This is a genomic window from Streptomyces sp. TAA040 (genome assembly GCF_000424845.1).
Genome location: NZ_KE384255.1, coordinates 36,549 through 60,739 on the forward strand (window position 1 = coordinate 36,549; position 24,191 = coordinate 60,739).

Annotated in this window: 22 protein-coding genes; 17 read left to right on the forward strand and 5 right to left on the reverse strand. The window is 73.9% G+C overall.

Going from position 1 to position 24,191, the window contains the following annotated elements:
• The first annotated feature begins 10 nt into the window (after window positions 1-10).
• A complete protein-coding gene (locus tag H300_RS29610; protein ID WP_199779253.1) occupies window positions 11-1,153 on the forward strand; it encodes a hypothetical protein in 1,143 nt (380 codons plus the stop codon).
• A 74-nt stretch (window positions 1,154-1,227) separates the two neighbouring features.
• Here the strand turns inward: H300_RS29610 and H300_RS0123755 are convergent, their stop codons facing one another.
• Entirely contained in the window at window positions 1,228-2,370 is a 1,143-nt protein-coding gene (locus H300_RS0123755) for an NADH-quinone oxidoreductase subunit D-related protein (RefSeq protein ID WP_028429382.1), read from the reverse strand.
• Between the two features lie 114 nt (window positions 2,371-2,484).
• Between H300_RS0123755 and H300_RS0123760 the strand changes: the two genes are divergently transcribed.
• From H300_RS0123760 to H300_RS0123770, 3 genes are all read left to right on the forward strand, one after another.
• Window positions 2,485-2,991 carry a PH domain-containing protein gene (locus tag H300_RS0123760; protein ID WP_051270354.1) on the forward strand — a complete coding sequence of 169 codons (507 nt, stop codon included), beginning with the start codon at window positions 2,485-2,487 and terminating at the stop codon, window positions 2,989-2,991.
• The gene (locus H300_RS28965) at window positions 2,988-4,556 is read left to right on the forward strand and encodes a PH domain-containing protein (protein ID WP_078516259.1); all 1,569 of its coding nucleotides are present in this window, start codon (window positions 2,988-2,990) and stop codon (window positions 4,554-4,556) included. Before H300_RS0123760 ends, H300_RS28965 begins: the two co-directional genes overlap by 4 nt.
• Window positions 4,557-4,619: 63 nt before the next feature.
• A complete protein-coding gene (locus H300_RS0123770) occupies window positions 4,620-5,687 on the forward strand; it encodes a membrane protein (RefSeq protein ID WP_028429384.1) in 1,068 nt (355 codons plus the stop codon).
• 65 nt (window positions 5,688-5,752) lie between these two features.
• Here the strand turns inward: H300_RS0123770 and H300_RS28970 are convergent, their stop codons facing one another.
• The gene (locus H300_RS28970; protein ID WP_051270358.1) at window positions 5,753-6,799 is read right to left on the reverse strand and encodes an SAM-dependent methyltransferase; all 1,047 of its coding nucleotides are present in this window, start codon (window positions 6,797-6,799) and stop codon (window positions 5,753-5,755) included.
• Window positions 6,800-7,008: 209 nt separating this feature from the next.
• Here H300_RS28970 and H300_RS0123780 point away from each other — a divergent pair, with 209 nt between their 5' ends.
• Both H300_RS0123780 and H300_RS0123785 read left to right on the forward strand, forming a co-directional pair.
• Window positions 7,009-8,217: a sensor histidine kinase gene (locus H300_RS0123780; protein ID WP_028429385.1), complete on the forward strand. Its 1,209-nt coding sequence runs from the start codon at window positions 7,009-7,011 to the stop codon at window positions 8,215-8,217.
• A gap of 61 nt (window positions 8,218-8,278) precedes the next feature.
• Window positions 8,279-8,992, forward strand: a complete 714-nt coding sequence (locus H300_RS0123785) for a response regulator transcription factor (protein ID WP_051270418.1) — start codon at window positions 8,279-8,281, stop codon at window positions 8,990-8,992.
• Window positions 8,993-9,101: 109 nt separating this feature from the next.
• Here H300_RS0123785 and H300_RS0123790 read toward each other — a convergent pair whose 3' ends face one another.
• Window positions 9,102-10,238, reverse strand: coding sequence for a beta-eliminating lyase-related protein (locus tag H300_RS0123790; protein WP_037981796.1), 1,137 nt, complete (start codon window positions 10,236-10,238; stop codon window positions 9,102-9,104).
• 161 nt (window positions 10,239-10,399) lie between these two features.
• On the opposite strand from H300_RS0123790, the gene H300_RS0123795 reads away from it, so the two are divergent.
• From H300_RS0123795 to H300_RS0123845, 11 genes are all read left to right on the forward strand, one after another.
• Window positions 10,400-11,323 (forward strand): DUF2520 domain-containing protein, encoded by a 924-nt coding sequence (locus H300_RS0123795; protein ID WP_028429388.1) that lies wholly within the window; start codon window positions 10,400-10,402, stop codon window positions 11,321-11,323.
• 110 nt (window positions 11,324-11,433) lie between these two features.
• On the forward strand, window positions 11,434-12,285 hold the full coding sequence (gene panC / locus H300_RS0123800) for a pantoate--beta-alanine ligase (protein ID WP_037981799.1): 852 nt from the start codon (window positions 11,434-11,436) through the stop codon (window positions 12,283-12,285).
• Window positions 12,282-14,072 (forward strand): L-aspartate oxidase, encoded by a 1,791-nt coding sequence (locus H300_RS0123805; protein WP_028429390.1) that lies wholly within the window; start codon window positions 12,282-12,284, stop codon window positions 14,070-14,072. Before panC ends, H300_RS0123805 begins: the two co-directional genes overlap by 4 nt.
• On the forward strand, window positions 14,069-15,115 hold the full coding sequence (gene nadC / locus H300_RS0123810) for a carboxylating nicotinate-nucleotide diphosphorylase (protein ID WP_028429391.1): 1,047 nt from the start codon (window positions 14,069-14,071) through the stop codon (window positions 15,113-15,115). The genes H300_RS0123805 and nadC overlap by 4 nt, the downstream gene beginning before the upstream one ends.
• A gap of 2 nt (window positions 15,116-15,117) precedes the next feature.
• The gene (locus H300_RS0123815) at window positions 15,118-15,924 is read left to right on the forward strand and encodes a type III pantothenate kinase (protein WP_028429392.1); all 807 of its coding nucleotides are present in this window, start codon (window positions 15,118-15,120) and stop codon (window positions 15,922-15,924) included.
• Between the two features lie 124 nt (window positions 15,925-16,048).
• Entirely contained in the window at window positions 16,049-16,783 is a 735-nt protein-coding gene (locus tag H300_RS28975; RefSeq protein ID WP_486584024.1) for a hypothetical protein, read from the forward strand.
• A gap of 128 nt (window positions 16,784-16,911) precedes the next feature.
• Entirely contained in the window at window positions 16,912-17,103 is a 192-nt protein-coding gene (locus H300_RS0123825; RefSeq protein ID WP_028429393.1) for a hypothetical protein, read from the forward strand.
• 194 nt (window positions 17,104-17,297) lie between these two features.
• Window positions 17,298-17,690 carry a BlaI/MecI/CopY family transcriptional regulator gene (locus H300_RS0123830; RefSeq protein WP_078516261.1) on the forward strand — a complete coding sequence of 131 codons (393 nt, stop codon included), beginning with the start codon at window positions 17,298-17,300 and terminating at the stop codon, window positions 17,688-17,690.
• A gap of 9 nt (window positions 17,691-17,699) precedes the next feature.
• Entirely contained in the window at window positions 17,700-18,224 is a 525-nt protein-coding gene (locus H300_RS0123835; RefSeq protein WP_028429395.1) for an amino-acid N-acetyltransferase, read from the forward strand.
• Window positions 18,225-18,430: 206 nt separating this feature from the next.
• Window positions 18,431-18,769, forward strand: coding sequence for a histone-like nucleoid-structuring protein Lsr2 (locus H300_RS0123840; protein WP_028429396.1), 339 nt, complete (start codon window positions 18,431-18,433; stop codon window positions 18,767-18,769).
• 1,038 nt (window positions 18,770-19,807) lie between these two features.
• Window positions 19,808-22,330: an ATP-dependent Clp protease ATP-binding subunit gene (locus H300_RS0123845; protein ID WP_028429397.1), complete on the forward strand. Its 2,523-nt coding sequence runs from the start codon at window positions 19,808-19,810 to the stop codon at window positions 22,328-22,330.
• A 227-nt stretch (window positions 22,331-22,557) separates the two neighbouring features.
• Here H300_RS0123845 and H300_RS31695 read toward each other — a convergent pair whose 3' ends face one another.
• Together H300_RS31695 and H300_RS28980 are read right to left on the reverse strand one after the other, a co-directional pair.
• A complete protein-coding gene (locus H300_RS31695) occupies window positions 22,558-22,731 on the reverse strand; it encodes a hypothetical protein (protein ID WP_158678439.1) in 174 nt (57 codons plus the stop codon).
• Between the two features lie 155 nt (window positions 22,732-22,886).
• Entirely contained in the window at window positions 22,887-24,155 is a 1,269-nt protein-coding gene (locus H300_RS28980; protein ID WP_051270360.1) for a sensor histidine kinase, read from the reverse strand.
• Between the last annotated feature and the right edge of the window lie 36 nt (window positions 24,156-24,191).

Consider the following 24,191-nt stretch of genomic DNA (forward strand, 5'->3'; position numbering starts at 1 on the left):
GTTTCGGGCCATGCCACAAGGACGTCACCGCCACGCGCCGCCTTTGCACAGGGTGCTCGCGCCGGCCGCAATCGCCACCGCCGGAATCGTCTGTGCGGGCGGCGCCTGGCTCGCCGGAGCGGGGGAGGGCGGTGGCGCACTCCTCGCGACGCTCCTCGGTACGGGTGCCGGACTGGCGGCGGTGGCCGGTGCCGTTCTGCTGCGGCTGTGGGACCGGGCCGCCGGGCAGCGGGTGGCCGAGGTCAGGGCGGACCGCACGAGTCTGGAGTGGCGGGCGGACGAGCGCCAGGCCGAACTGGAGTCCGATCTGGACGAGTCCCGCGAGCTGCGCGGCACGTTGGAGGACGTGCTGCGCCGCAAGCGGTCCGAGCTGGAGCGCCTGCGCTCCGAGCACGCCGCGCTGCTGCGTCGCTACGCCGGTGCGGAGACCGGCCGGGCGACGGCCCTGGAGGGGCGGCGCCAGCTCGCGATAGCCGCGGGCGGCTCCGCGAAGGAGCTGACGACCGGAGCCGCCGACCATCGCCGGGCGTCCGGCGCCCCCACTCCGCTCACCTACCTCCAGGCCAACGAGGCGCTGCGGCACCTCTCCCGCCACCGCGAGCGGCAGCTGGAGGCGAGCCGGGCGGCGGAGCGGCAGGTGCGCCAGGAGGCGGCGGAAGCGGAGGGGGAGAACTTCGACTTCTTCGGCGGCCACCCCGAGGGGCGGGACGACGCGGCCGGCCCCGGCCTGCTGGCGTCCCGCGCCCCGTCGGCGGGCAGCCGGGCGGCGGAGCCGCAGCCGTCCCGTGCGGTCCGACCGGCCGCCGCCTCCGGCAGCCCGACGCCCGCCGGTCCGCCGTCCGGAACTCCGGGGCCCGCGGCGCAGGCGCCCGGCGGCCCGACCGTCGGGGACGACGCGGCCGGGGTCCGACCGTCACCGCAGGCCCCCGCGCCCCGGGCCGCTGAGGCGCCCCGGCCGCCGGTGCGGCGCGGCCCACGGGCGGCGGGCAAGGTCATCGACCTCGCGGAGCAGGCCGAGGTCCCCGAGGGCGGGAACGAGGCGCCGTCCGCGGAGCGCGCCCCGGGCGGCGGCCGGACCGGCGGCGGGCGCAGGTCCGCCACCCGGCCGTCCGAGAAGGGCACCGCCGCGCACCGGCACCGCCGGACTCCCTGAGCCGCGGCCGCACGAGGGCGCTCGCCCTGCCCGGCTCCCGGGTCCGGGCGCGAGCCGGTGGGCGTTCCGGCAGCTCACTTGTCGATGTCGCCGACCACGAAGAAGAACGAGCCCAGGATGGCCACCATGTCGGCCACCAGGGTGCCCGGGAGCAGCTCGGTGAGGGCCTGGATGTTGCTGAAGGACGCCGAGCGCAGCTTCAGCCGGTGCGGTGTCTTCTCGCCCCGGGAGACCAGGTAGTAGCCGTTCAGCCCGAGCGGGTTCTCCGTCCAGGCGTAGGTGGCCCCCTCCGGCGCCTTGAGGACCTTCGGCAGCCGCTGGTTCACGGGCCCCGGCGGCAGTTCGGCCAGGCGCTCCAGGCAGGCGTCCGCGAGGTCGAGGGCGTTGCGCGCCTGGTCGAGCAGCACCTCGAAGCGGGCCAGGCAGTCGCCCTCGGTCCTGGACGCCACCCGCAGGGTGTCCTGGAGCTCCGGGTAGGCCAGGTACGGCTCGTCCCGCCGCAGGTCGAAGTCCACACCCGAGGCGCGGGCGATCGGCCCGCTCACGCCGTAGGCGTGCACCGTCCGCGGGTCCAGCGTCCCGACGCCGCGGGTACGGGCGCGGAAGATCTCGTTGCCCAGCACCAGGTCGTCGAAGATGCCCATCCGGCCGCGGACCGCCGCGACGGCCTCGGCCGCCCGGCCCGTCCAGCCCGCGGGGAGGTCCTCCTTGAGGCCGCCGACCCGGTTGAACATGTAGTGCATCCGGCCGCCGGAGACCTCCTCCAGGGCGTACTGGAGCTTCTCCCGCTCAGTGAAGGCGTGGAACATCGGCGTGATGCCGCCCAGCTCCAGCGGGTACGAGCCGAGGAACATCAGGTGGTTCAGCACCCGGTTCAGCTCGGCCAGCAGGGTGCGCAGCCACACCGCCCGTTCCGGCACCTCCATGCCGAGCATCCGCTCGACGGCGAGGACGACGCCGAGTTCGTTGGAGAACGCGGAAAGCCAGTCGTGCCGGTTCGCCAGTACGATGATCTGGCGGTAGTCGCGCGCCTCGAACAGCTTCTCCGCGCCGCGGTGCATGTAGCCGACGATCGGCTCGGCGGAACTGATCCGCTCGCCGTCGAGTACGAGGCGCAGCCGCAGCACACCGTGCGTGGAGGGATGCTGCGGGCCGATGTTCAGCACCATGTCCGTGCTCTCGGCCGCGCCCCCGATACCGACAGTCGTCTCCGTCATGCCCCCAGTCTGGCAGCAGCCTCCGCCGCGTACGGCCGGTACCACCGGGTCGTCCGGCGGAACCGGTTCCTCGCCACCGGGCTCCGGGCGGGCCGGTCCGCATACGCTGTAGGCATGGAGCTGCCGAAGGTCGACGAAGTACCGGACAACCGGGTGGAATCCGAGGAGTGGCGCGGTGTGGAGCGCGCCCTGCTGCGGATGCGCCGGGCGGTGCTGCTGGGCACCGTGCTGGTGCTCGTCGGCGCCGGTACGGCGCTGCCGGCCTGGCTGGCCGGCCCGGTGTGGGTGCTGCCGGGTCTGGCCTGCCTGGTGCCGGCCGGGTGGGGATGGTACGCGCTGGGCCGCAACTGGCGGTCCTGGCGGTACTCCGAGCGGGCCGACGACCTGCTGATCAGCCGCGGGGTGCTGTGGCGGGAACTGACGGTGGTGCCGTACGGGCGGATGCAGTTGGTCGAGGTCACCTCGGGCCCGCTGGAGCGCCGGTATGGGCTGGCCCGGCTGCAGCTGCACACCGCGGCGGCGGCAACCGACGCGGCGATCCCCGGGCTGGTGCCGGAAGAGGCCGAGCGGCTGCGGGACCGGCTCACCGAACTGGGCGAAGCCAGGTCGGCGGGCCTGTGAACGCCGCGCCGCAGCAGCCCGGAGACGAGTCGCCCCGCCCGGAGGGGGAACGCCCGGCTCCCCCCGCGCGGGAGCCCGCGTCCGCCGAGCCGCGCACGGAGCCCGCGTCCGCGCCGGAGCCTTCGGGGAAATCGCCCGCAGCCGCCGCGGAGGCGGGTCCGGAGCCCGCCGCGGAGGCGCCCCAACCGACCGCGGAGGCGCCCGGCCCCGGGGAGCTGCGCCCGGGCGGCGCCGTGGCCCCGGGGGAGGGGAAGCGGCTGCACCCGATCACCCCCTGGCGCCGGGCCTGGGCGCCGATCGCCGGGCTCGCCGTCTTCGCGATGCAGGACTTCCAGCGCACCCGCGAGTGGTTGACCCAGCTCACCCTCGGCTGGCTGCTGGTGGCGTTCGCGGTGGTGCTTCCCGTGGCCGCCCTCTACGGCTTCCTGTCCTGGTGGGTGACGAGCTACCAGGTCACCGACACCGAGCTGCGCATCCGCACCGGGCTGCTGTTCCGCCGGGTCGCGCACATCCGGCTGGACCGGATCCAGGCCATCGACGTCACCCGACCGATGCTCGCCCGGGTGGCCGGGGTCGCCAAGCTCAAGCTCGACGTGGTCGGCACCAACGACAAGGACGAACTGGCCTTCCTCGGCGAGGCGGACGCGGTGGCGCTGCGCGCCGAACTGCTCGCCCGTGCCGCGGGCATCGCACCGGACGCCGCGCCCGAGGCGGGTGAGGCGCCGGAGCAGGTGATCGCCACGGTCGCTCCCCGGATGCTGCTGGTGGCCCTGCTGCTCCAGGGCAGCGGCTGGGGGCTGCTGGCGGCGGTCGTGGTGCTCCCCTCGGTCATCTGGTGGACCACCGGAAGCATCGGGGCCGCCGCGGTGGTCGTACTGCCGATGCTGGGCGGCGTCTGGATGGCCTCGGCGGGGCGCTTCCTGAACGAGTACGACTGGAAGGTCGCCGAGTCCCCGGACGGCGTACGGCTGGACCACGGGCTCCTCGACCGGGAGCACGCCACGGTGCCGCCCGGCCGAATCCAGGCCGTACGGATCCTGGAGCCCCGGCTGTGGCGAGGTCGCGGCTGGGTCCGGGTGGAGCTCGACGTGGCCGGTGGCGGCGACGGGAGCAACGTCCTGCTGCCGGTCGCCGAGCGCCGGGTCGCGGCCGACGTCCTGGCCCGGGTGCTTCCCGGGGTCGACCTGGCCGCGTCGGCCGGGGAGACGACCGGAGTGCCCCAGAGGGCCCGCTGGGCGGTGCCCGCCTGGTGGCGCGGGTACCGGTACGGGGTCGCGGGCCAGGTGTTCGTCACCCAGCGCGGACTGATCCGGCGGGAGCTGACGCTCGTACCGCACGCCAAGGTGCAGAGCGTCCGGCTCGCCCAGGGACCCTGGATGCGGCGTCTGGGGCTGGCCGACGTCCATGTGGACCACGGGGCGAACGGCTCGACCGCGGCGAGACTGCGGGACGCCGACGAGGCGCGCAGGCTCGTCGGCGCGCAGGCGGAGCGCTCCCGGACGGGCCGCCGCACGGCCGCTCCGGCGCGGTGGCTCACCCGGCCCGCCGCCGACCGGCCCGACTGATCCGGGCGCTCCGGTACCGCGTCGCGGCGGGTGGGGAGGTTTGCTCCGCTTTAGAGTGCATCCATGAGCGAGGAGCACCGCCCGCACGGGGCGCACGGGAGACGTCCGGGCCTCGCCGCCCGGCTGCGCCGCTTCCGCCGCTCGGAGCTCTTCCCCGCCTGCGTGCTGGTGCTCATCCTGGGCGCCGCGGCCGGGCTGTTCGCCGGCTCGTACACCTACGCGATGGCCGACCCCGCGCCGCACCGGATCCCCACGGCGGTGCTCGGCTCCGCCGATGAACCGCGCTCCGCCCGGTTCGTCGCCGCCATGGAGCGGGAGCTGGACTCCTCGATGGTGCTGGAGCGGTACGACTCCGAGGCGGCCGCCTCGGACGCGGTGGGGGACCAGCAGGTCTTCGCCGTACTGCGGCTGGGCGACGAGGACCCCGTCCGGCTCCAGGTGTCCAGCGCCTCGGGTGCCTCGGTGGCCCAGCTGCTGAGTGAGACCGCGCCGCGGGCCGGCGAGGCGGCGGGGGTGGCGGTCGAGGTCGACGACCTGAAACCCCTGGACCCGGGAGATCCGCGCGGGCTGGCGATCTTCTACATCTCGCTGGCCGCGGTGATCATCGGGTTCGTCGGAGCGATCCAGCTCAGCGTGCACGCGCGGGGCCTGAACCCGCTGGAGCGGATCCTCTTCACCGCCGCCTACGCGCTGTTCGGCGGCCTGGTGATCACCGTCGTGGTGGACGTCCTGCTGGGCGCCGTCGACCTGCCGTTCGCGGCCTCCTGGATGATCCTCGCGCTCACCATGTTCACCGCCGGGATGGTCTTCACCATGTTCAACACCCTCTTCGGGCGCTGGGCGATGCTGCCGACCTGGGGGCTGATGGTCCTGCTGGGGAACCCGTCGTCCGGTGGGGCGGTCTCCTGGCCCCTGCTGCCCTCCCCGTTCGGCGCCATCGGCCGCTGGCTGCCGCCGGGGGGATCGGTGAACGCCCAGCACACCGCCGTCTACTTCCCCGAGCACCAGCACGTCCAGCCGTACCTGGCGCTGGGCGGCTGGGCGCTGGTCTCCTGCACGGTGTTCTGGTTCTGGCGCCACCGGCACCCCGGCGGCCGTCCCAGCGCCCCCGCCCACGCGGGCACCGCCTGACCCGCCCCGCGCCGGGTCGCCCGCGCCTGCCCTGCTCGCGCCCCGCGTCGCGGCCTCGCGTCCGGTCAGGCGCCGGGCAGCGGGTCCGGGATGCCCACGGGCTCCACCAGCCAGGTGTGCGCACCCAGGCCCGCCGGATCGATCAGCTCCGCCTCCTCGCCCGCCCGGCCCAGCGCCCGCAGATACCCCGCGGGGTCGGAGCGCGCTGCGTCCGGCGCCGGTCGGCGCCCGTGCACCCCCAGCGCCCGCAGGGCGCCGCGCTGTGACAGCAGCCGGGCCCCCGGCCCGGCGCAGGCGTCCAGCGCCACATGGGCCGTCAGATCGCACGATCCGTCCGGCACGGGGCGGACGGCGCGTCCGTCGCGGTAGCCGGTGAGCGTGCCGAAGGGCGGCCGGGCCCGACGTACGTGGGCGTAGTCCACTGCGACCGCCAGTCCCGCCGCCACCCCGGCCACAGCCTGCCGCCAGGCGTCGTCCCGGGGGCGGCCGATCTCGGCGCGCACCCCCGGTTCCGGGCGTTCCGGCAGCGGCCACCAGCGGTCGAGCCACCGGGCGTCCGCCCCGGCCACCGGCCCGCCCAGACGTTCGCTGCCGTCCCCGAGGTCGACCAGGACGTAGTGCCGGCGCCCGGAACCGTCGGTCTCGGCCACCTCGCAGGGGACGTTGTCCAGCCACTCGTTCGCGAACAGCAGTCCCCGCACACCGGTGGGCATCCGCGTGCCCCAGCCGATCCGCGGGTCCAGCCCGGACGGGCGAGGGGCGCGCTCCACGGCGTACGGGCGCGCCCGCCGCGCCACCTCGGCGGGCAGCGCGTCCAGCACGTCGGCCAGCAGTTCGCCGCGCCCTGCCCCGACGTCCACGAGGTCCAGCCCGGCGGGCCGGCCGAGAGCGCAGTCGACCCGGCACAGCAGCGCCGCGACGGCGCCCGCGTAGTGCGGGGAGGCGTGCACGGAGGTCCGGAAGTGTGCTGCCGGGGCCTCCCGCACGAAGAAGCCGTCCGGCCCGTAGAGGGCCCGCTCGGCGGCCTCCCGCCACCCCGTCCACCTCTCGCCGGCCTCCTTCCGGCCGTCGGCCGGTTCCTGCTCCGGCCGCCCGCCGCCCGCGCCGTCCATGGTCCGCGCCCCTTCACTCCGGCCGTCGTTCCCGCGGCCCCGCCCACCGGCCCGGGCCCGCCGCTGCCGGGACCGACCGCCACCGCCACGGTAAGGGCTGGGAGTGCCCGGCCTTCACGCCGTCTCCACCTTGCGGACTACGTGGCCCTTCCCCGTATCGATCGTCCGGTTGACCCCTGCACCTCATCCATCTGCCTACGCTGGGTGACGTGAACCGGCTCTACGAGTTTCTCCGCACCCACCCCCTGTGGGTCGACGCCTTCTGGGCGGTCGTCCTGCTGATGCTCTCCGTGGTGCAACTCGTCGGCGAGGCGGTCTACGGCCCTTCCGGAGGGGCGGCGCAGGTGCTCGGCACGGCGCCGGTGGTCCTGGTGATGCCGCTGGTCGTCGTGCTGCGCCGCCGGTATCCGGAGGCCATGCTCATCCTGGCCACCCTGGCGGGGCTGGCCCAGCTCGTCACCGGGCGGCTCGCCGTGGTCCCCGACTTCGCCCTGCTGGTGATCGTCTTCACGGTGGCCACCCGGACGGTGGTCTGGGCGTCCCGGTACGCCCTGGGCGTCGCCTTCCTCGCCCCGGTGCTGGTGGTGCTGCGCTTTCCCGACGCGAACGGGACGGCGGCGGCGATCTTTCTCTACATCTTCCTCACCGTGTGCTTCCTGCTGGCCTGGGTGCTGGGCGACTCGCTGCGGACCCGGCGGGCCTACTACTCCCAACTGGAGGAGCGCGCCGCCCGACTGGAGAAGGAGCGCGAGGCGCAGGCCAAGGTCGCGGTGGCCGCCGAGCGGGCCCGGATCGCCCGCGAGCTGCACGACGTGGTCGCCCACAACGTCTCCGTCATGGTGGTCCAGGCGGACGGTGCCGCCTATGTGATGGACACCGCACCGGACCAGGCGCGACAGGCGCTCCGGACCATCTCCGGCACCGGACGCCAGGCACTCGCCGAGATGCGCCGGCTGCTCGGGGTGCTGCGCTCCGAGGAGGGCGCGACGAGCGGCGAGTACGTCCCGCAGCCCGGAGTGGAGCAGATCGGTGAACTCGTCGAGCAGGTGCGCGGAGCCGGCCTGCCGGTAGAGTTCCGGATCGAGGGCACACCGCGCTCGCTGCCCAGCGGCGTGGAGCTGACGGCCTACCGGATCGTCCAGGAGGCCCTCACCAACACACGCAAGCACGGCGGTCCCGACGTCGGTGCCGCCGTGCGGCTCGCCTACGGCGAGGACCACCTCGCCCTGCTGGCGGAGGACGACGGCCGCGGCGCCGAGCGCGACCTGTACGAGGAGGGCGGCGCCGACGGGCAGGGGCACGGACTGATCGGGATGCGGGAGCGGATCGGCATGATCGGGGGCAGTCTGGACGCCGGACCGCGGCCCGGCGGCGGCTTCCGCGTCTCGGCCCGGCTGCCGCTGCGAGGCACCGGGTGACCGGCCCGGCCGTCCGGGCACCGCGGGGTCCGGCGCCGGTGCCGCTGCGTACCCTGTGACCATGGACGATGCTCAGCCACAGTCTCCGGCCACCGGCATCAGGGTCATGCTCGTCGACGACCAGGCGCTGCTGCGCACCGGTTTCCGGATGGTGCTCGCCGCCCAGCCGGACATGGAGGTCGTCGCGGAGGCGGGTGACGGCGACGAGGCGCTGGGAGCGCTGCGGGCCACCGAGGTGGACGTCGTGTTGATGGACATCCGGATGCCGCTGATGGACGGCGTCGAGGCCACCCGGCGGATCTGCGAGGCGGGTGAGGGCGGCCCCGGGGACCCGAAGGTGCTGATCCTGACCACCTTCGACCTCGACGAGTACGCTTTCGCCGCGCTGAAGGCCGGGGCCAGCGGCTTCATGCTCAAGGACGTGCCGCCCGCCGAACTGCTCGGGGCGATCCGGGCGGTGCACAGCGGGGACGCGGTCGTCGCCCCCTCCACCACGAAGCGGCTGATCGACCAGTTCTCGCCGATGCTGCCCTCCGGGCCTGCCGAACCCGCCGGCACCGAAGTGGCCCGGCTCACCGACCGGGAGCACGAGGTGCTCCTGCTCGTGGCCCAGGGCCTGTCGAACGGTGAGATCGCGGCCCGGCTGGTGCTCTCCGAGGCGACGGTGAAGACCCACGTGGGGCGCATCCTCACCAAGCTGGAGCTGCGCGACCGGGTGCAGGCGGTGGTGCTGGCCTACGAGAGGGGCCTGGTGCGCGCGGGCGGCCTCCGCTGACACCCCGTTCCCGGAGCGGTCCGGTTTCAGGCGCCCCGCGAGCGGTGGCCCTGCGGAGGCGGTCCGGTGCCACGGCCGTCCACCCCAAGGGGGTTCGGCGGAAGGAGGCTCAGCGGACGGCGCCGAGGAACTCCACCACCGCCCGCCGGGCGTCGTCCGCCGTCCAGTTCAGGCCCGGCTCGTCCACCGTGCACTCGGTCCTCGCCAGCCCGCCCGGCCCGGCGTCCTCCCAGCGGCGGAACAGCAGGGTCCCGGTGTCCTTGGCCTGCCGCACCGAGGCACTGTTCAGCGCCTCCGCCCCGTAGGGCAGCCACACCTGGAACTGGTGGGTGTGCGGCACCTCCGGGTGCACCGCGAACCAGGGCACCCCGGCCTCGGCGAAGGCCTCCCGGAACGCCCGCGCCACCGTCCGGGCGTGCGCGACGTACGCGGGCAGCCGGGGAAGCCGCCGATCCAGCCCGGCGAGCGCGCCCAGCGCCGCGGGCCACTGCTGGAAGACCTCTCCGCCGTACCGGTGCCGCCATGCCCTGGCCTCCTCGACCAGGCTCTCCGGACCGGCCAGCGCCGCGCCGGAGAGCCCGCCCAGCGACTTGTAGAACGAGACGTAGACACTGTCCGCCAGCGAGGCGATCCCGGCCGTGCTCCGGCCGAAGTGGGTGGTGCACTCCCACAGCCGGGCGCCGTCGATGTGCACCACGGCCTCCCGCTCCCGGGCAGCCGCGACGGTCTCTTCCAGTTCCTCCCACGAGGGCAGCACGAAGCCGGCGTCCCGCAGCGGCAGCTCCAGCATCAGGGTGCCGAACGGCTCGTCCAGCCCGCGTACGTCGGCCGGGCCGGTCGGCTCCCGGCCCGCTCCGGCGTGCAGGACGTGCAGTCCGGCGACCCGGGTGAGCGCCTCGCGCTCCCACCGCTCGGGGTGCGCCAGCGGGTGGAGCGCCACGGCCGGGTTGCCGGTACGGCCGGCCCAGCAGCGCAGCGCCACCTGCTGGGCCATCGTCCCCGTCGGGAACCAGACGGCGGCGGGCATCCCCAGCAGCTCGGCCGTGCGCTCCTCCACGGCGGCCACCGGGCCGTCGCCGTACACGTCCGTCCAGTCGCCGAGGTCGTAGGCCGCGCCGGCCTCCTCGGCGAGGCGGTCCAGCCGGTCGCCCAGCGGCTGCACGATCCCGGTGGCCAGCCTGCGTTCCGCCTGCTGCCAGGCGGCCAGCCGCCGGGCGCGGGCGTCTCGGGTGCTCTCGTCGCTCATGGCGGCCATCCTGGTGCACCGGCCCCCGCCCGCTCCAGCGGATTCCCGTCCGGCCGCGCTCCGGGAGGTGGGGCACCGGACAGGACGCGAGTCCGCGTAGCATGGCCTGGATCGTCCGGTACCGCATCGCAACGGACTGGAACGGAAGGCTCTCCTTTTTCGTGAACGTTTCCGAGAACGCACCTGCCCCCGGCAGCGCGGAGGACCGCCCTGCCCGGCTGACCGTCGGCGTGGTCGGCGCGGGCCGGGTCGGCCCGGCGCTGGCCGCCGCGCTCCGGCAGGCTGGGCACCGGCCGGTAGCCGCCTCCGGCGTCTCCGACGCGTCCCGCCGCAGGGCCGCCGCGCTGCTGCCGGGGGTACCGCTCGTCGAACCGGCCGAGGTACTGGCGCGCGCCGAACTCGTCCTGCTGAGCGTGCCCGACGACGCGCTTCCCGAGCTGGTCGCCGGACTGGCCGCCACCGGGGCGGTGCGCTCGGGCCAACTGCTCGCGCACACCTCCGGCCGGTACGGCGCCGCCGTGCTCGACCCCGCGCTGCGGGCGGGCGGACTGCCGCTGGCGCTGCACCCGGTGATGACGTTCACCGGCACCGCCGTGGACGTGCCCCGGCTGGCGGGCTGCTCCTTCGGGGTGACGGCGCCGCAGGAGCTCAGGCTCGCCGCCGAGGCGCTGGTCATCGAGATGGGCGGCGAGCCGGAGTGGATCGACGAGGCCGCCCGGCCGCTCTACCACGCCGCTCTCGCGCTCGGCGCCAACCACCTCGTCACCCTCGTCGCCCAGGCCATGGAGCTGCTGCGGACGGCCGGAGTGGCGGCGCCCGACCGGATGCTCGGCCCACTGCTCGGCGCGTCGCTGGACAACGCCCTGCGGTCCGGGGACGCGGCCCTGACCGGGCCGGTGGCCCGGGGCGACGCCGGGACGGTCGCCGCCCACCTCGACGAGCTGCACCGGCACGCCCCCGCCGCCGTCTCCGGCTACGTGGCGATGGCCAGGACGACGGCCGACCGGGCGTTGGACCACGGCCTGCTCAGGGCCGAGCAGGCGGAGGACCTGCTCGGTGTGCTCTCGGACGGAGCGGAGAAGTGAATCACCCCGACACCCCCGCCTTCCCCGAGCGGCCCGGCAGCTCCGCCCCGGCCGCCCCTGCCGGAGAGCCGTCGGCGGGCGGGCCCCTGCTGCTGCACACCGCACGCGCGATGCGGGAGCTGCCCCGCGCCGGACGGCGTGCGGTGGTGATGACGATGGGCGCGCTGCACCGCGGGCACGCCGAACTGATCGCCGCGGCCCGGTCCGCCGTCGGCCCCGGCGGCCAGGTGGTGGTGACCGTCTTCGTCAACCCGCTGCAGTTCGGCGCGGGCGAGGACCTGGACCGCTATCCGCGCACCCTGGACGCCGACCTCGGTGTCGCCGGCCGGGCCGGGGCGGACGTGGTCCTCGCCCCGGCCGCCGAGGAGGTCTACCCGGGCGGCGAGCCGCATGTGCGGATCTCCGCCGGGCCGATGGGCGAGCGGCTGGAGGGCGCCTCCCGGCCCGGCCACTTCGACGGCATGCTCACCGTGGTCGCCAAACTGCTGCACCTCACCGCGCCCGACCTCGCCCTGTACGGCGAGAAGGATGCCCAGCAGCTTGCCCTGATCACCCGGATGGCGGCCGACCTGGACTTCCCCGTCGAGATCCGCGGCGTGCCGACCGTCCGCGAACCCGACGGACTGGCGCTGTCCAGCCGCAACCGCTACCTCGACGCCGCGGACCGGCGGACGGCGCTGACCCTCTCCCGCGCGCTCTTCGCCGCCCGCGAGGCGGTGGCTTCCGGCCCGGACCGGGCCGCCCCGCCGGGTGGTGCCGAGGCGGCGCTGGCCGCCGCCCGGCGGGAGTTGGCCGCGCTCCCGACGTCCGCGCCGCTGGACTACCTGGCACTCGTCGACCCCACGGACTTCACCGCGGTGCGCGAGGACCACCGTGGGGAAGCAGTGCTGGCCCTGGCCGCCCGCGTCGGCACCACCCGCCTGATCGACAACATCCGACTCACCCTTGGGGCCGACCGATGAGCTCCACCCCCGGTATACGCCTGGACGCCCCCGAGCCGAGCTGGGCCGTCGACGCCGGCGTGGTGGTCGTCGGTTCCGGTGTCGCCGGGCTGACGGTGGCGCTGCGCTGCGCCGCGTCCGGTCTGCGCACCGTCATCGTGACCAAGGCGCGGCTCGACGACGGCTCCACCCGCTGGGCGCAGGGCGGCATCGCCGCGGCGCTCGGCGAGGGCGACAGCCCCGACCAGCACCAGGACGACACCCTTGTCGCGGGCGCCGACCTGTGCGACGAGGCCGCGGTGCGGGCGCTGGTGACCGAGGGGCCGGACGCCGTCCGGCGGCTGATCGCCACCGGAGCCGTGTTCGACACCACCGCCGGCTCGGACGAGATCGCGCTGACCCGGGAGGGCGGACACCACCGGCGAAGGATCGCTCACGCGGGCGGCGACGCCACGGGCGCGGAGATCTCCCGCGCCCTGCTGGCCGCGGTCCGTGAGGCGGGGATCGAGACGGTCGACCACGCGCTCGTGCTCGACCTGCTCACCGACGGGTCCGGCCGGACGGCCGGTGTCTCGCTGCACGTCATGGGGGAGGGCCGGCACGACGGCGTGGGGGCGGTCCGGGCGCCCGCCGTGGTGCTGGCCACCGGCGGCATGGGCCAGATCTTCTCCGCCACCACCAACCCCGCGGTCTCCACCGGGGACGGGGTCGCGCTGGCGCTGCGGGCGGGCGCCGAGGTCAGCGACCTGGAGTTCGTCCAGTTCCATCCGACGGTGCTCTACCTCGGCGCGGACGCCGAGGGGCAGCAGCCGCTGATCTCGGAGGCGGTGCGCGGCGAGGGCGCCCGGCTGATCGACGCGGACGGCGTCCGCTTCATGGCCGGGCAGCACGAGCTGGGCGAGCTGGCTCCGCGGGACATCGTGGCCAAGGCGATCATGCGCCGCTGCGAGGAGCGGGGCGCGGACCACATGTACCTCGACGGCCGGCACTTCGGCGCCCGGATGTGGGCCGAGCGCTTCCCGACCATCCTGGCCGCGTGCCGCAGCCACGGGATCGACCCGTTGACAGAGCCGGTACCGGTGGCGCCGGCCGCGCACTACGCCTCCGGAGGCGTCCGCACCGACCTGTCCGGCGCCACCACCGTCCCCGGTCTGTACGCCTGCGGGGAGGTGGCCTGCACCGGGGTGCACGGCGCCAACCGGCTGGCGTCCAACTCGCTGCTGGAGGGACTCGTCTTCGCCGAGCGGATCGCCGCCCGCGTCGCCGCCGAGGCCCCGGCGGCGTCCGGCCCCGGCCCCGGGGCCGGCACGGCCCCCGGGGCCGCCTCCGCTCCCGCCCCCGGGGGCATCGCGCCCGCGGCGTTCGGGCACCGTCCGCGCATGCCGCTGCTGCCGCCCGAGGCACGCGCCGAGGTGCAGCGGATCATGACCCGCGGCGCCGGGGTGCTCCGCTCGGCGGCGAGCCTCGACGCGGCCGCCGAGGGCCTCGCCGCGCTCTCCGGGACGGCGGCACGGTCGCACTCCGGTGCCGGGAAGCCCGCCGAGCCGGGAGTGGAGTCCTGGGAGGCGACCAACCTCCGGCTGGTGGCCGAGGTGCTGGTCGCCGCCGCCGCCCGCCGCGAGGAGACCCGCGGCTGCCACTGGCGGGAGGACCACCCCGAGCGGGACGACGCGCGGTGGCGGCGCCACCTGGTCGTCCGGCTCGTCCCCGGGGGCCCGGACGGGCCGGCCGGCTCGCTCACCATCCGCACCACCGAGGACACCGGCTTCCCGCCGGTCGCACCCGCCGCTGACGAGGAGACACCGTGACGCCCCCCGAGGAACGCGCAGAGAACCCGGTCCGCCCGCCTGACCCGCCCGCCGGGGGGTGCGGCTGCGGCTGCGCCGCCTCCGACGCGGGCGGGGAGCACCCGGGAGCGGGGGCCGAGGGGGACTTCGAGGAGTGCGGCCTCGACCCGGACCTGGCCCGGCTGCTCGCCGACGCCGGTCTGGACCCGCTGCTCGTCGAGGACATCGCGCACCTGGCGATCGAGGAGGACCTCGACCGGGGCGCGGACGTCACGACCGTCGCCACCGTGCCCGAGGACGCGCTGGCGACCGCCGACTTCACCGCCCGCGAGGCCGGCACCGTCGCCGGGCTGCGCATCGCGGAGGCCATCCTCTCGGTGGTCTGCACGGACGAGTTCGAGGTGGAGCGGCACGCCGAGGACGGCGACCGGGTCGCCGCGGGAAGCAGGCTGCTGACGGTGCGGACCCGCACCCGCGACCTGCTCACCGCGGAGCGCAGCGCGCTGAACCTGCTCTGCAGGCTGTCCGGGATCGCGACCGCCACCCGCGCCTGGGCGGACGTGCTGGAGGGCACCGGGAGCCGGGTGCGCGACACCCGCAAGACCACCCCCGGTCTGCGGGCGCTGGAGAAGTACGCGGTCCGCTGCGGCGGCGGGGCGAACCACCGCTTCTCGCTCTCCGACGCGGCCCTGATCAAGGACAACCACGTCATCGCGGCCGGGGGTGTGGCCGCGGCCTTCAAGGCGGTGCGGAGCGCCTTCCCCGAGGTGCCGATCGAGGTGGAGGTGGACCGCCTCGACCAGATCGAGCCGGTGCTCGCCGAGGGCGCCGACCTGATCCTGCTGGACAACTTCAGCCCGGAGCAGACCGCGGAGGCCGTCCGGCTGGTCGAGGGGCGGGCCGCGCTGGAGTCGTCCGGCCGGTTGAGCCTCGCCACCGCGGCGGCCTACGCGGCCACCGGGGTCGACTACCTCGCGGTCGGTGCGCTGACGCACTCCGCACCGATCCTGGACATCGGCCTCGACCTGCGCGAGGACACCGGAACCGGCCGCGGGGTGGTCTGACCGTGCTGCTCACCATCGACGTCGGCAACACCCACACGGTGCTCGGTCTCTTCGACGGCGAGGAGATCGTCGAGCACTGGCGGATCTCCACCGACGCCCGGCGCACCGCGGACGAACTGGCCGTCCTGCTCCAGGGCCTGATGGGGATGCACCCGCTGCTGGGCATGGAGCTCGGCGAGGGCATCGACGGCATCGCGATCTGCTCCACCGTCCCCTCGGTGCTGCACGAGCTGCGCGAGGTGACCCGCCGCTACTACGGCGACATCCCCGCGGTCCTGGTGGAGCCGGGGGTGAGGACCGGCGTGCCGATCCTGATGGACAACCCCAAGGAGGTCGGTGCGGACCGGATCATCAACGCGGTCGCCGCCGTGGAGCTCTACGGCGGTCCGTGCGTCGTGGTGGACTTCGGCACCGCCACCACCTTCGACGCGGTCTCCGCGCGCGGTGAGTACACCGGCGGCGTGATCGCCCCGGGCATCGAGATCTCGGTGGAGGCGCTCGGCGTGCGCGGGGCGCAGCTCCGCAAGATCGAGTTGGCCCGGCCGCGCAGCGTGATCGGCAAGAACACCGTGGAGGCGATGCAGTCCGGCATCCTCTACGGCTTCGCCGGCCAGGTCGACGGGGTCGTCGAGCGGATGGCGAAGGAGCTGGCCGGTCCGGACGGGGACCCGGAGGACGTCACGGTCATCGCCACCGGCGGCCTGGCGCCGATGGTGCTGGGGGAGGCCTCGGTGATCGACGAGCACGAACCGTGGCTCACCCTCATCGGCCTGCGACTGGTCTACGAACGGAACATCTCCCGGAGCTGAGCGGCCGGGCCGACGGCGCCCCGGCCCGCTGGTCCCGCGTCCGGGCGCCGTCATCCCCCGCCGGTGTGACGACCTCGGGCGCGTTGACGCCACTTTCGTCCGATTGGCACTTAAAGTCGCTTCCATGCCCACGCCACACGGTTCCCGAGGCGGCATGGCCTTCAGCGCCGATGAGCTGCGAGTCCTCCGACGCGCCCTCGCCAACGCCCTCCAGCCCGCTTCCATCCCGGATCACGAGATCGGGGAGTGCCTCCGCCTGACGAAGGCGGTGGACGAGGTGACCGATGAGCTGCGGCGGCACCGCGCCTTCCTGGACGCCGAGCTGATCCGCTACCGACGAGCCCTGCCCGGGTCGGCGGACGGCTACCTCTCCCGGCTCCAGGAGGCGCTCACCGCCGGCTGCCGGCCGACCATCGAGGATCTGCTGGCGCTGCGCGAACTGTGTGTGGCGAGCACCGGGGCACGGGAGTCCGCCCGGCGCACCGCCCTGCTGGTCCGGGCTGCCCTGCCGGTCGCCCGGGCCCCGCTCGTCGTCCTCCCGCCCGCCTCCGGCGGGAGCGCCGACGGCGGGCGGGAGGACGACGGCGAGGAGCCCGGGCGCCGGGAGCCCGCGAGTCCGGGGCCGGGACGTGCGGACCCGCCGCGCGGACCGTCGCCCGCGCCGTCCCGTCCCGTGCCCACCCCGGGGGAGGTGTTCCCGCCGCGGCGGCGCACGCCGCCGGACCGCGGCACCGACCGCCCGGACGACGGCGCCGGCGTGCCGACCGCGCCGTCCCGGCTGCGGTTGGTGCCGCCGGCGGGGGCGCCCCTCGGGGGCGCCCCCGCTGAGAAAGGGCGCCGGTCCTGGGTCGCGGGCTGAGGCCCTCCGCCGGGGCGCTGTGCGCCCGTCCTGCCGCCGCCGGGCCCGGACGCTGCCACCCGGGCCCGGCGGCGGCATCCGGGGCGGCCTGTCCTACGCTGGAGTCCCGTACCCGAGGAGCCCGTCGCATGGACTATCTCGCCGCACTCACCCCGTCCGCGGTGATGGCCGTGGCCTTCACCGCGCTCATCGTCACCATCGTGAAGAGCCAGGGCGGACCCAACAAGGCCAAGGAGGACGCCGCGGTCGACGCCGCGCTGGCCCGTCGGGAGGCCGCCGCGTCCGGTGCCGAGACCGCCGAGGGCGACTCCCGTGCCTGACCCCGCGTCCCCGGCCTGACCTCGCCCGGGGGTGCGCTGCGCCCCGAGGGAGGCCCCGAGCAGACGGTATTGCCCGGCAACTCTCGTGTCGCGTGCCCTTTTGTCTGCCTCGTGAATTGGCGCGGGCGGACCGGAACGATCCGGGTCGCGCCGCAGCCGTGTCAATCGCGACATCTCCCTCTATTGTTCGTGTTGTGCCGCGACGATTGGGAGAGCTCGAAGACGCCGTCATGACCCGGGTATGGCGGGGGAACCGACCGGTGACGGTCCGGGAAGTCCTGGAGGATCTGCGGGAAGAACGCCAGATCGCCTACACCACGGTCATGACCGTATTGGACAACCTCCACCAGAAGGGCTGGGTCCGGCGGGAGCATCAGGGGCGGGCCTATCGATATGAGGCCGTCTCGACGCGGGCGGCCTACGCGGCGGCGCTGATGAACGAAGCGTGGTCGGCCAGTGACAACCCGGCAGCGGCGCTCGTGGCCTTCTTCGGGATGATGTCCCCCGAACAGGAGGCGGACCTGCGGGACGCCCTGCGGGTGGTGCAACTCAATGGCGTGCGGGTCACCGGTCCGGGAGAGCGATAGCGTGCGAGCATGCCAGAAGCGAGAAGTCACAATACGCTCACCGTTCGCCGCGCCAGGACGGGTGATGTACCGGCGATCCGCCGCATCGTCGACTTCTACTCGGTCGACGAGATCCTGCTCGACAAAGCCACGGTGACGCTTTACGAGGACATCCAGGAGTTCTGGGTGGCGGAGCGGGACGACGACGGCGAGGTCGTCGGCTGCGGCGCGCTGCACGTGATGTGGGAGGACCTCGCGGAAGTGCGCACGCTCGCGGTGGACCCGGCCCTCAAGGGGGACGGAGTGGGGCACCAGGTGCTGGCGAAGCTGCTCCAGACAGCCCGGTGGCTGGGGGTCCGGCGCATATTCTGCCTGACCTTCGAGGTCGGCTTCTTTGCCAAGCACGGGTTCGTCGAGATCGGGGAGACGCCGGTCGACGGCGACGTCTACAGCGAGCTGCTCAGGTCCTATGACGAGGGTGTGGCGGAGTTCCTGGGACTCGAACGGGTGAAGCCCAACACCCTGGGCAACAGTCGGATGCTGCTGGCACTTTGACCGCGCGCATTGGGTATCGCGGGAGCTCCGCGACGCGTGCGCTATGTCCGAAAGGTCCCGCCCCGATCCGTTCGCGCCGTCCGGCAAACATCCCGGAGGGTTTGTGTTTTCCCGGGAAAAGCGGTTTGCTGTCGTCGTCAATATCAGTAATCGGTTATCGCGGCCCGGTCACGGAACGGGGCGGCGGCAGTGAATGGGAGTAGCCGGTGGCACAGAAGGTTCAGGTCCTTCTTGTAGACGACCTCGAAGGCGGCGAAGCCGACGAGACGGTCACGTTCGCGCTGGACGGCAAGTCCTACGAGATCGACCTCACTACTGCCAATGCGGAGAAGCTGCGCAATGCGCTGGCCGGCTTCGTGAAGGCTGGCCGGCGCACCGGCCGGACCTCGGGCGGGCGCGGGAAGGCCAAGGGCGGCTCCTCGGCGGCGAGCAGTCAGGACACCGCCAAGATTCGCGCCTGGGCCAAGGACCAGGGTTACGACGTCAACGACCGCGGCCGGGTCCCGGCCGGCATTCGCGAGGCGTACGAGAAGGAAAACGGCTGATTGGTCGTGGTGCCGGCATTCCGCCGCACCCGTGCCCGGTGGCACTCGGTCGCCGCCGCGCTCACCAGTCGCACGAGGTTCACCTCGTCCTCCGGTTCGGGGGACCGCGCGAGGAATGCGGTCCCCCGGGAGCCGGACCCCGCGCCGTACGGGCCCGCCGCGCACCCCCCGCGCCGTGGGCCCTTCCCGGCGGTCAATTCCAGTGCGACGCCGTCCCATTCGAGCCATTCGAGTAGCGCCGGGAGCTCCTCCGCGCTGCCCGCCGGCACGGTGAAGCGGAGACAGCCTGCCGCCCGGTCGAACTCCACCGGTCCGTGCGCGAGGCCGCGGCCCAGCAGGGCGAACCCGGCGTCCACCGGGAGTTGCAGGTAGTCGTGCCCGGGTGTTCCCTCCCCGGGCGCCCCGCTGTCGCCGCCCTCGCACCGCCCCGCGGGACGGTCGTTCTCCGGGGCCGGACGGGGGTGTGGGACGAAGGCGCTCATGCCGGGAGCAACTGCTCAGCGGCTCCGTGGTCACGCGGGTGGTGACCGTGCGCACCTGTGCGGGCACGGGTGGTGCAGGGAACGTTTCGCCGCGACCGGCGAGTGGTCTGGACCCGTGACTGCCGGGGAGAGGAAACTGGAGGACCGCCCGACCCGCAGGTGGGCGGAGGGCGCGCGGTGCCCGCGTGCGCTCCCGCTCCGGCGGACGTGTTCGCCGAGAGCGGATGTCCTCCGTGTGTCCGGCATGGAGTGGTCGGATCGACGGGTAGGAAACGACTGATGAAACGGGGGTGCACCAGGGCGATGGGGCCTTGGACGGACGTGACGGCAGGCGGGCGTTCGCCATCGGCGTACCGGATCCGGGTGGATACGGCTGGCCTGCGGGAACATCGTCTCGCACCATCGGGTTGGAACGGTTGGCGGCCGTTCGGGGCAGGAGCCGAAGAGCGGGTGTCGCCAGTAGGAATGAGCGGTCCCCCGTTGCGGGACTAAGCTGCGGAAGGACAGGGAGGGGAACTACCCCTAACTGACTGACCGCTCTGAGGAGCGATTAACGATGTTCGAGAGGTTCACCGACCGCGCGCGGCGGGTTGTCGTCCTGGCTCAGGAAGAGGCCCGGATGCTCAACCACAACTACATCGGCACTGAACACATCCTCCTGGGCCTGATCCACGAGGGTGAGGGTGTCGCCGCTAAGGCACTGGAGAGCCTCGGGATTTCGCTCGAGGCGGTCCGCCAGCAGGTGGAGGAGATCATCGGCCAGGGCCAGCAGGCCCCGTCCGGGCACATCCCCTTCACTCCCCGTGCCAAGAAGGTGCTGGAGCTCTCGCTCCGCGAGGCCCTCCAGCTCGGCCACAACTACATCGGCACCGAGCACATCCTGCTCGGCCTGATCCGCGAGGGCGAAGGCGTCGCGGCCCAGGTCCTGGTGAAGCTGGGCGCCGACCTGAACAGGGTGCGGCAGCAGGTCATCCAGCTGCTGTCCGGCTACTCCGGTGGCAAGGAGACGGCTGCGGCCGGCGGCCCCGCCGAGGGCACGCCGTCCACCTCGCTCGTGCTGGACCAGTTCGGCCGCAACCTCACGCAGGCGGCCCGGGAGTCCAAGCTCGACCCGGTCATCGGGCGCGAGAAGGAGATCGAGCGGGTCATGCAGGTGCTGTCCCGCCGCACCAAGAACAACCCGGTGCTCATCGGCGAACCGGGCGTCGGCAAGACGGCCGTCGTCGAGGGCCTGGCCCAGGCGATCGTCAAGGGCGAGGTGCCGGAGACCCTCAAGGACAAGCACCTCTACACCCTGGACCTCGGTGCGCTGGTCGCCGGTTCGCGGTACCGCGGTGACTTCGAGGAGCGCCTGAAGAAGGTGCTCAAGGAGATCCGCACCCGCGGCGACATCATCCTGTTCATCGACGAGCTGCACACCCTGGTGGGTGCGGGCGCGGCCGAGGGTGCGATCGACGCCGCCAGCATCCTCAAGCCGATGCTGGCCCGCGGCGAGCTCCAGACCATCGGTGCCACGACGCTCGACGAGTACCGCAAGCACCTGGAGAAGGACGCGGCGCTGGAGCGCCGTTTCCAGCCCATCCAGGTCGCGGAGCCGTCGCTGCCGCACACCATCGAGATCCTCAAGGGCCTCCGGGACCGCTACGAGGCCCACCACCGGGTTTCCATCACGGACTCCGCCCTCGTGGGCGCGGCGACCCTGGCGGACCGGTACATCTCCGACCGCTTCCTGCCGGACAAGGCGATCGACCTGATCGACGAGGCCGGCTCCCGGATGCGCATTCGCCGGATGACCGCACCGCCGGACCTGCGCGAGTTCGACGAGAAGATCGCGAACGTGCGCCGGGAGAAGGAGTCCGCGATCGACGCGCAGGACTTCGAGAAGGCCGCCTCCCTGCGGGATGACGAGAAGACCCTGCTCACGCAGAAGGCCAAGCGGGAGAAGGAGTGGAAGGCCGGCGACATGGACGTCGTGGCCGAGGTCGACGAGGAGCTGATCGCCGAGGTCCTCGCTGCGTCCACCGGTATCCCGGTCTTCAAGCTGACGGAGGAGGAGTCCTCCCGGCTGCTGCGGATGGAGGATGAGCTGCACAAGCGCGTCATCGGCCAGCAGGACGCCATCAAGGCGCTCTCGCAGGCGATCCGCCGCACCAGGGCGGGCCTGAAGGACCCGAAGCGCCCCGGTGGCTCGTTCATCTTCGCCGGTCCGTCCGGCGTCGGTAAGACCGAGCTGTCCAAGACGCTCGCGGAGTTCCTGTTCGGTGACGAGGACGCGCTGATCTCCCTCGACATGTCGGAGTTCAGCGAGAAGCACACTGTCTCGCGGCTGTTCGGTTCGCCTCCCGGCTACGTCGGCTACGAGGAGGGCGGCCAGCTCACCGAGAAGGTGCGCCGCAAGCCGTTCTCGGTCGTGCTGTTCGACGAGGTCGAGAAGGCCCACCCGGACATCTTCAACTCGCTGCTGCAGATCCTGGAGGACGGTCGGCTGACCGACTCCCAGGGCCGGGTGGTGGACTTCAAGAACACCGTCATCATCATGACGACCAACCTCGGCACCCGCGACATCTCGAAGGGCTTCAACCTGGGCTTCGCCGCCCAGAGCGACGTCAAGACGAACTACGACCGGATGAAGGCGAAGGTCAACGAGGAGCTCAAGCAGCACTTCCGGCCGGAGTTCCTCAACCGTGTCGACGACACCGTGGTCTTCCACCAGCTCACCAGGGAAGACATCATCCAGATCGTCGACCTGATGATCAACCAGGTGGACGAGCGCCTGAAGGACCGCGACATGGGTCTGGAGCTCAGCAGCGAGGCGAAGGACCTCCTCGCCAAGCGCGGCTACGACCCGGTCATGGGCGCCCGTCCGCTGCGCCGGACGATCCAGCGGGAGATCGAGGACCTGCTCTCCGAGAAGATCCTCTTCGGCGAGCTGCGGCCCGGTCAGATCGTGGTCGTCGGCACCGAGAGCGAGGGCGAGACCGCGAAGTTCACCTTCCGCGGGGAAGAGAAGGCCGCGCTGCCCGACGCGCCTCCGGTGGAGGCCGCCGGCGGCGGCCCGAACCTCACCAAGGACTCCTGACCCGGGAGGCCTGATCCGGGCCCCTGCTCCAGGGGTACCGGTCCGGTGGGAGCACGCTCCGCCGCGGCCCCGGCACCGTTCACGGTGCCGGGGCCGCGGCGCGTTCGGACGCCGGAGACCTCGTACCTCCGTGGCCCCGCGCGCTCCGGTACGGACACCGGCTGCACGAGGACCAGGTTCCGCAGCAGAGGCAGCTTCGCCAGGGTCGACGCCCGGGGCCAGCGCGTTCAGCTGGAGCCGGTCGAGTGCGGGGAAGAGGCGCGGCAGTGCCGCCGGCGCGGGGGCCGCGTCCTCCGGCCGCCGTCGCGGGCGCGCGGGGCGGCCGGTCGGTGCCGGGCGCGGAGGTGGCCGCTGTGCTCGGCGGAGAAGTAGAGCTCCTCCTCGTGGAGGTGCGCGATCACCTCGTTCGCGTACCGCTCGGTGTCGGCGTAACGCCATGCCCAGACGTGTTGTCCCGCCCTTCGGCTCGGGGCCTCGACGGCGGCGTCCGGCGTGTGAGACGGCCGCGGTGCGGGCCGGAGCCGGCCGCGTCCGGACCGCCGGGCGGCGGTCCGGGTCAGCGGGGGCGCAGCGCCGGGACGCCCGCGGGCGGGGTGGCCTCGGTCGGCGCCGTCTCCGGGAGCCGCAGACTCGCGACGGCCCCCGGTGAGGCGTTGCGGAACGTCAGCCGCGCGCCGAGGACCCGGGCCTGGCCCACGGCGATGGTCAGACCCAGCCCGTGGCCGCGGCCTGCCCGGTCGGTGCTGCCGGTGCGGAACCGGCTGGGGCCGTCCCTGAGCAGCTCCCGGGGGAACCCGGGGCCGTGGTCGCGGACCCGCATCAACCGCTCGTGGACCGTCACCTCGACCGGTGCGGCGCCGTGCCGGGCCGCGTTGGCGAGCAGGTTGCCCAGCACCCGTTCGAGCCGCCGGGGGTCGGTGGTGACGACGGCGTCGCCCTCCACCCGGACCTCGACGTCCGGGGCCAGCGCCCGCACCCGGCGGACGACGAACTCGCCGAGCGCGAGTTCCTGGAGCACCGCCCGCTCCGCCGCACCGTCCAGGCGGGCCACCTCCAGGATGTCCTCGACGAGGGTGCGCAGCAGTTGCGCACGGTCCCTGACCATCTCGGCGGGCCGCCCCGGGGGGAGCAGCTCCGCCGCGGTCAGCAGCCCGGTCACCGGGGTCCGCAACTCGTGCGCGATGTCCGCGGTGACGCGGCGCTCCGCGTCCAGGCGCGACTGGAGGGCGTCCGCCATCGCGTCGACGGCGCGTGCCAGTTCGTCCGTCTCGTCCTGCGCCCGTCCGCCGAGCGCGTCCCGCACCCGGACGTCGGCGTCACCGTCGGCGACCTGCCGGGCGGCGACCGCCGCCTTGCGCAGGCGGCGGGAGAGCTGGCCGCCGATCAGCACTCCCAGGGCGGTGCCGCCGAACACCACGGTCAGCGAGCCGAGCACCAGGGTGCGGTCCAGCGCGGCCAGTACCGAGTAGCGGTCGCTGAACCGGGCGTGCAGCGAGAGGACCCCGCCATCCGGCACCGGCACGGCAGCCCAGACGTCCGGCGCGGCGTCCCCGCTGTCCGTGACGTAGGTGGCCCGCTCGCCGCCGGCCACCGCCTCCGCCAGCGGTTCGGGCAGCTCCGGGTCGTTGAGCACCGCGCCGAGCGCCAGCCGTTCGTTGGACTCGTAGATCCGCAGCGCGGACTGGATGCGCTCGTCCTGCACGTCCCGGCTGTTGTCGATCATCGAGACCTGGGCGGCGTTGTGCACGATCAGGCTCAGCAGCAGCGCGACCAGCGCGCTCACCAGCGCGATCGCGACACTCACCTTCCACCGCAGTCCGGCCATCCGGGGCGGGAGGGACACCTGCGGTCGCCGTACCCG

What these genes read in the sequence shown, in the direction of transcription:
- H300_RS29610 (WP_199779253.1), top strand. Translation starts at nt 11, where the DNA reads ATGCCACAAGGACGTCACCGCCACGCGCCGCCTTTGCACAGGGTGCTC.
- H300_RS0123755 (WP_028429382.1), bottom strand. Translation starts at nt 2,370, where the DNA reads ATGACGGAGACGACTGTCGGTATCGGGGGCGCGGCCGAGAGCACGGAC.
- H300_RS0123760 (WP_051270354.1), top strand. Translation starts at nt 2,485, where the DNA reads ATGGAGCTGCCGAAGGTCGACGAAGTACCGGACAACCGGGTGGAATCC.
- H300_RS0123770 (WP_028429384.1), top strand. Translation starts at nt 4,620, where the DNA reads ATGAGCGAGGAGCACCGCCCGCACGGGGCGCACGGGAGACGTCCGGGC.
- H300_RS28970 (WP_051270358.1), bottom strand. Translation starts at nt 6,799, where the DNA reads ATGGACGGCGCGGGCGGCGGGCGGCCGGAGCAGGAACCGGCCGACGGC.
- H300_RS0123785 (WP_051270418.1), top strand. Translation starts at nt 8,279, where the DNA reads ATGGACGATGCTCAGCCACAGTCTCCGGCCACCGGCATCAGGGTCATG.
- H300_RS0123790 (WP_037981796.1), bottom strand. Translation starts at nt 10,238, where the DNA reads ATGAGCGACGAGAGCACCCGAGACGCCCGCGCCCGGCGGCTGGCCGCC.
- panC (WP_037981799.1), top strand. Translation starts at nt 11,434, where the DNA reads ATGCGGGAGCTGCCCCGCGCCGGACGGCGTGCGGTGGTGATGACGATG.
- H300_RS0123805 (WP_028429390.1), top strand. Translation starts at nt 12,282, where the DNA reads ATGAGCTCCACCCCCGGTATACGCCTGGACGCCCCCGAGCCGAGCTGG.
- H300_RS28975 (WP_486584024.1), top strand. Translation starts at nt 16,049, where the DNA reads ATGCCCACGCCACACGGTTCCCGAGGCGGCATGGCCTTCAGCGCCGAT.
- H300_RS0123825 (WP_028429393.1), top strand. Translation starts at nt 16,912, where the DNA reads ATGGACTATCTCGCCGCACTCACCCCGTCCGCGGTGATGGCCGTGGCC.
- H300_RS0123835 (WP_028429395.1), top strand. Translation starts at nt 17,700, where the DNA reads ATGCCAGAAGCGAGAAGTCACAATACGCTCACCGTTCGCCGCGCCAGG.
- H300_RS0123845 (WP_028429397.1), top strand. Translation starts at nt 19,808, where the DNA reads ATGTTCGAGAGGTTCACCGACCGCGCGCGGCGGGTTGTCGTCCTGGCT.
- H300_RS28980 (WP_051270360.1), bottom strand. Translation starts at nt 24,155, where the DNA reads ATGGCCGGACTGCGGTGGAAGGTGAGTGTCGCGATCGCGCTGGTGAGC.